We start from the raw sequence: 4,393 nt of genomic DNA, 5'->3' as shown, positions 1-4,393 counted from the left end.
GGTACTCATCAAGCTTCTTGGTCATCGCGTTACTCCATCAAAATACGATCGTTCATCAAGCCGAAACCGGGAACAAATCTGTCCCCCAAAGAAAACCATGTCAATACCAAAGATTTAGCGGCCCAGGGCAAGCCCGGCGGAAGCACTCAACGTCGCGGTGAGCATGAAACCTGCGCAAACGAGAACTGATGCAATCTCAAAGATTTAGCGGTCCAGGCATCGCCCCGCGCGTTTCGCCCCGCATGGACGCGCGGGGCGATGCCCACGCGGTTAAACAGTCCAGAAACCCTTCACGGCGTAGGACATCTCCCCGGGACATCTCCCCAGGATATCTACTCAGGGGAACGCATCTTGAAACGCAGCTTGTCGATCTGGGCTTCCCGCTACTTTTTTGGATTTGCGAGCATTCCTGGGAAACCCTTCGGCTGGCGACTGCGTAACAAGCTGGCCGGTGGTGCGGATTGCCGGTTCGGGTTGGCGGCGGACGTCGTCGAAACTCTCAACTTTTACCGATTCACTCCACGATTTCTCTCCACGATTCTCCTCACGATGGTTTCAGACATGGCGGTTGGCGTTCTCTCGATGAATGGATTTCCAGATTTCGCCTCACCCGTTCTGGGGCAAATGACTTGGTTGCCGTCGTTTTTGACTCCGATCTGGGTGATCGCCGTCGGCTTGCTGATCGGTTTTGCTGCCGCGTTGGTGATTTACGGATTGCTGTCGGTCCTGTCGTTCATCCCGCCGCTTGGCCGCCTGGCCGATTCGCCTCGCCGTGGCATCGTGGCTTCGCTAATCGTTGGCGGTGTTTTTTCGGCGCTGTTGTGTTGGCAGTACATTCCCAACGCGGCCGATTCTGAATTTGCTTATCTGCTTTACATGCCATTGATCGCGATCGGTGTTACTTGCGGCTTTGGATTGATCTACGGCATGTGGCATCGGACCCGCAGCGAATGGCCGTTGTTGCCAAGCGAAGGTGTGGTGCCGTATCTGTTGAGCGTCGCGGGTGTGTTTGTTGTCATCGGTTTGGCATCGACTCCGCTGGTTCGCGATCCGATGGAATTCTTCCGAGCGATTCCAGCGATCAACTGGGTTGGCGATGGAACAACATCGGTCACGATTCCGGTCGCGGGTGTAACGGGAGACGACATTGACTTGGCACCCTTTGTGGCTGCCAACATTGATTACAGCATGCGAAATCTCTCGGAGCTTAGAATCGAGAGCGACCGGACGGTTTTGATCAGCGATTCCAGTGACCCTGGCAAGTTCGCTCAGGCTCCGTTTCGCATCAACGCTGGCGAGCCGCAGGTGTTCCGATCTTCCGAAGGAGCTCGCGCACCGATTCCGGGCGACCCGACTCTCTTGCACATTCAAAATCGCGAAGGGGATCCGGCAAACGTTCGAATGACGTTTAAGAGTTTGCCTTCGATTCCCGAAGTGCGTTCGATGATGGGGATCGCGATTGCATTCTTCATCTTGATCACGGGCGTGATCGCGTTTCGGCAAGCCGCACCAAGAGTCTGGGCGCTTGCGTTGTCGACGGCAAAGAACGAGATGTCTCAACCGCTGTACCTGCTGTTGTTAGCGATCGGAATGTTCAGCGTGATCCTGTTTGGGTTCTATCCGTTCAACACGCTGGGCGACGACATTCGATTGCTAAAGGACAGCGGCGTGACGACGATCATGGTTCTTGGAATGTTGCAGGCGGTATGGAGTGCGGGTACGTCGGTCAGCGAAGAAATTGAAGGACGCACGGCGCTGACGGTGCTGAGCAAACCTGTCAGTCGGCGATCTTTCATCTTGGGGAAATACGCTGGCATCATGTTGTCGGTGTTGGTCATGTTCGCGATCATTTCAGCCGTGTTCTTGATCGTGATCAGTTACAAGCCGATCTACGATGCTCGCGAAACCACTCGCGGGGCGACGACGTGGCAACAGAGTTACAGCGAAGTGATGACGATGGTTCCGGTCATCGGTTTGTACTTCATGGAAACGATGGCGATCGGTGCGGTTGCGGTCGCGTTGGCGACCCGATTGCCGCTTTTGGCGAATTTTATCACCTGTTTCGTGGTTTATATCATCGGAAATTTGACCTCGCCCTTGGTCGCTGCATCCGAAGGAAACAACGAATTGGTGGGTTTTGTGGGGAAATTGATCGCCGTCGCGGTTCCAAACCTCAATTCCTTTAACGTCCAGGCGGCGATGGATGCCGCAAAACCGATCCCGGCGATCTACTTGCCCGGTGCTTTCAACTATCTTGTATGTTTCATCATCGCGATTTGGATGTTGGCGATGATATTTTTCGAGGACCGCGATCTGGCGTAACCAGGTTGCCAGACCGTCGAACCACCTTCGGCTCACCTCGACCAGAGACTTACAGCACGAAACACTGACGAGGAGTTGATCGAGGTTGAGTGGTATAGGCACACTTGTTCGCGCCCGCAGCGAATCCAATCATGGCGGTGCCGTGATGGGATACCTTTGGTCATCGCTGGCCGGGCTTTTAATCCCCGTCCTGGTGATCCTGGTGGGCGTCATCGCGGTACTGCTAAGTGCAGGCGAACTGACACCGGGCATGATTCGGTTAGGGACGCATCTGTATGTTCCCGTCACGCCATTATTCGCAAACCAAACGTCGTTGGTACAACTGACCGAGTTGGTCATGGGTTCGTTCGCCGTTGCGACGTTGTTCGCGGTCACAGTGTGGCTGCATCGACTGAGCGTGAATCGACGGACTCGCGAGATCACCAAACTGCTGCATCGCCGCGTGCTTTCGCACAGTGTCAAACGCGCCGAGGTTGAAGGTGCTGCGGCGCAAGCGGTTCAGGCTGCGAAGTTGATCGACGAGCATTTGCCGGAACTCGGGCGAGGTCTGTCGCTTTGGTATCGCGCCGTGCCACGCAGCTTGTTGACCTTTCTTGGCTGTCTGGCAGTCGCTTTGCTGGTCAATGTTTGGTTGGCGATGTTGGCGATTGTTAGCGGAGTGATCATCTGGCGACTCTTTACGGTACTGCGCCGTAACGACGAATCGGAATTGATCAATTGGGAAGTCCCCAGGGCCAGGCATCGGATGGCCGAATTGGTGGGGCAAGCACCGCTGCTGGCGCGACTGCAAACCGACGCTCAGGTCGATAAAACGTTCGAGGCCGAACTGGAAACGATGTATCGACGGACGACGGAAGAGGAAAACAGGTTGGCAAAAATTTGGCCGATCTTGTTTGTCGCACTCGCAACCGCCATCGCTGTGATTGTTCTGGGGTTGGGCGTCAACCTGGAAAGCGGTTTGAGTCTTCCATCGGCTCTGATTATTGGACTGTCGCTGACCGGTGCCGCGATCGCCGCGGGACGCATGTTGACACTCGGGTCGCAGTTGGCCAAGAGTTCCGAAGCCAGCAATTCGATCTATCAATATCTTGAAACGGGAAACCAACGGGCTGCCAGCGAGCATCGTGTCGGATTGATGGGGCTGCGTGATTGCGTTGAATTGCAGGACGTGACGCTGGGAAGTTCGCGTGATCGTCCCGTGTTAAGTAATCTGACGCTAAAGTTGTCGCCCAAGACGATGGTGGCATTGTTGGGAACCGAATCGGTTGCCACGCGAGCCATCGCTGAAATGTTGATGGGCTTTGGGATGCCCAGCCAGGGTCGCGTCACGATCGACGGGATTCAGATTCATGACATCCACCCCACCGCGCTCGCCAAAAACGTGATGTGGATTGCCCCTGATGGCCCGATCCACGATGGCACGATCGAAGAAAACTTGCGAGGCAACGACCGGTCGATCCACAATGGTGACATGGTCAAGGCATTGGAAAAGGTCGATGTCTACGAGCGTTTGATTCGCCTGCCCGAAGGTCTCAACACGATCGTGACCACCGGCGATTCGATGTTAGGTGTCGAAGCAAAATTCGCGATCGGCGTCGCGCGTGCAATTTTGCACAAACCGGCAATCATCTTGGCATCCGAACCACCGCCACCCGCCGAGCACCTGGCCGACGATCCATGTTTGACGGCGCTGCAAGAACTTCGCGATGCAGGCAGCTTGGTCGTCATCCTTCCGCATCGACTACAAACCCTTCGCCAATCCGATCGAGTCGTCTTGATGAACGGCCCGCGTATCGCCGGCGAAGGCAAGCATTCCGCGTTGTTAGCCGACAGCGATCTGTATCGCCACCTGAACTACCTGCTGTTCAATCCTTACCGACACAGCGTTTGATTCGAGCCCATTCTCGCCTGAAGGGTTTCCAAACTGTTTAACCGCGTGGGCATCGCCCCGCGCCGTGAAGGGTTTCTAAACTGTTTAACCGCGTGGGCATCGCCCCGCGCCGTGAAGGGTTTCTAAATCGTTTAACCGCGTGGGCATCGCCCCGCGCGTCCATGCGGGCGTAACGCGCGG

At 55.7% G+C, this 4,393-nt stretch carries 3 protein-coding genes; all 3 read left to right on the top strand.

The genetic code is table 11. From position 1 onward, the window contains the following. A partial coding sequence (locus RC85_RS28705) for a hypothetical protein (RefSeq protein ID WP_238383222.1) occupies positions 1–189 on the top strand: 189 nt, incomplete at its 5' end. 360 nt (positions 190–549) lie between these two features. Beyond that, positions 550–2,322 carry an ABC transporter permease subunit gene (locus RC85_RS24865; protein ID WP_068267501.1) on the top strand — a complete coding sequence of 591 codons (1,773 nt, stop codon included), beginning with the start codon at positions 550–552 and terminating at the stop codon, positions 2,320–2,322. Positions 2,323–2,407: 85 nt separating this feature from the next. Then, positions 2,408–4,213, top strand: a complete 1,806-nt coding sequence (locus tag RC85_RS24860; RefSeq protein ID WP_068267500.1) for an ATP-binding cassette domain-containing protein — start codon at positions 2,408–2,410, stop codon at positions 4,211–4,213. The last annotated feature ends 180 nt before the right edge of the window (positions 4,214–4,393 follow it).

The organism is Rubripirellula obstinata (assembly GCF_001642955.1).
GTDB lineage: Bacteria > Planctomycetota > Planctomycetia > Pirellulales > Pirellulaceae > Rubripirellula > Rubripirellula obstinata.
This window is presented reverse-complemented; position numbering and strand designations above follow the sequence as displayed.

Coding starts and splice junctions, on each gene's coding strand:
- RC85_RS24865 (WP_068267501.1), top strand. CDS start 550: ATGGTTTCAGACATGGCGGTTGGCGTTCTCTCGATGAATGGATTTCCA.